Annotated in this window: 2 protein-coding genes; both read right to left on the bottom strand. The window is 72.7% G+C overall.

Going from position 1 to position 1603, the window contains the following annotated elements:
* Positions 1-73: 73 nt before the first annotated feature.
* A complete protein-coding gene (locus tag ASE87_RS10425) occupies positions 74-952 on the bottom strand; it encodes a 5'-methylthioadenosine/S-adenosylhomocysteine nucleosidase (protein WP_157489819.1) in 879 nt (292 codons plus the stop codon).
* Positions 949-1401 carry an S-ribosylhomocysteine lyase gene (locus tag ASE87_RS10420; RefSeq protein ID WP_043597358.1) on the bottom strand — a complete coding sequence of 151 codons (453 nt, stop codon included), beginning with the start codon at positions 1399-1401 and terminating at the stop codon, positions 949-951. Before ASE87_RS10420 ends, ASE87_RS10425 begins: the two co-directional genes overlap by 4 nt.
* Positions 1402-1603 lie beyond the last annotated feature (202 nt).

The following is a 1603-nucleotide window of genomic DNA, read 5'->3' as shown; positions in this document are numbered from 1 at the left end:
GGCGCGCTGCGCGGCTCGGCGCGCTGCGCGGCTCGGCGCGCTGCGCGGCTCGGCGCGCTGCGCAGCCAGCCGCTCAGCGCGCGGTGATCGCCCGGACGAGGTGCATCGTGACGTCCGCCGAGCGCCCCGCCGTCAGGGCGAGGTTCTCGTCGTGCACGTCGTGGGCGTCCGGACCGGCGAGGTCGCTGATGCCGCGCACCGAGACGAACGGCACGTGGTGGACGTGACAGGTCTGGGCGATCGCCATCGACTCCATGTCGACGGCGTCCACGTCGACGACGTCGGCGAAGGCACTCCGCACGCCGATCACACGCTCGGCGGTCATGAACGCGTCACTCGAGGCGATCAACCCGGGCCGTACGGCCCAGCGGCCTCCCGCGGCGCTCGATGCGCTCGACGCGTTCGACGCGACACCGTCGCCCGAGGCGTCACCCGCGTCCGCCGGGTCGTCCCCGGACGGTGCACCGGACGAGACCGACGTGTCGTAGGCGACCGCCGCCTCCATCAGGGCCTCGTCGGCGTGGAAGCTGGCCGGCATGCCGGGCACCTGGCCGAGCCGGTAGCCGAAGACGCGCGCGTCGGCGTCGAGGTTGACGTACTCGGAGCCCGCCACGACGTCGCCGATGTCGATGCCCACCCCCATGCCCGCGGCGGTGCCGGCGCTGATCACGGTCGGCACGACGCCCTCGAGCGAGCCCGTCCGCACGATGGCCGAGGTGGCCGCACCGGCCGCGTTGACGAACCCGATGCCGCTCTGCACGAGCAGCAGCTCGACCCCGTCGATCTCGACGACGCGCTGCAGCGACCCGCCGACGGCGATCGGCTCGTCGACGCGCGACGCCCGGGACACGAACGGCTCGGCCTCGTCGGCCATCGCCACGATCACGATGATCGGCGGTACGGCGAGCGCCGCGACCCCGTCGGCAGGAGGCGCGGCGTGCGTCCCGGTCATCGGGTGACGGTCGACCACTCGTCGCGGGCAGCGAGGAAGTCGCGGGCGACGCCTTGAGCACCCTCGAGCGTGTGGTTGGCGCCCCAACCGCACTGGACCTCGTTGGCCGCGGGGACCTCGGTGGCGGTGGTGATGTCGGTGAGGGTGCCCTCGATGAGCGACAGGACGTCGTCCATCGCGGGGTCGCCCTGCAGGATCAGGTAGAACCCGGTCTGGCAACCCATCGGCGAGAAGTCGATGACGTCGCCCGAGCGGTTGCGGGAGTGCTCGGCGAACAGGTGCTCGAGCGAGTGGACCGAGGCCATGTCGAGGTGTGCCTCGTTCGGCTGCGTGAACCGGACGTCGAACTTCGTGATGACGTCGCCGTGCGGCAGCGTCTTCTGGTCCGCGACGCGCACGTAGGGCGCGGCGACGGTGCGGTGGTCGAGGTTGAACGACTCGACGTTCATCTTGGGCTGGGTCACGATGGTCCCTTCGGGGTGCGGGCGGGGCGTGGGAGGCGCCTCGGCCTCTGCACCGATCTCTGTGCGTCCCAACGCCCTGTCGACCCTAGGACATTCCCTCCGCGCCGGTCGGTGTGTGACCCCGCACCCGGCCCGCCACCCGGCCGCTCGGCCCGCTCGGCCCGCTCGGCCCGCCAGTCCCGCTCGG

Origin of the sequence: Frigoribacterium sp. Leaf44 (genome assembly GCF_001421865.1) — a bacterium.
In the GTDB taxonomy this organism is placed as follows: domain Bacteria; phylum Actinomycetota; class Actinomycetes; order Actinomycetales; family Microbacteriaceae; genus Frigoribacterium.
This window is presented reverse-complemented; position numbering and strand designations above follow the sequence as displayed.

Coding starts and splice junctions, on each gene's coding strand:
- ASE87_RS10425 (WP_157489819.1), bottom strand. CDS start 952: ATGACCGGGACGCACGCCGCGCCTCCTGCCGACGGGGTCGCGGCGCTC.
- ASE87_RS10420 (WP_043597358.1), bottom strand. CDS start 1,401: ATGAACGTCGAGTCGTTCAACCTCGACCACCGCACCGTCGCCGCGCCC.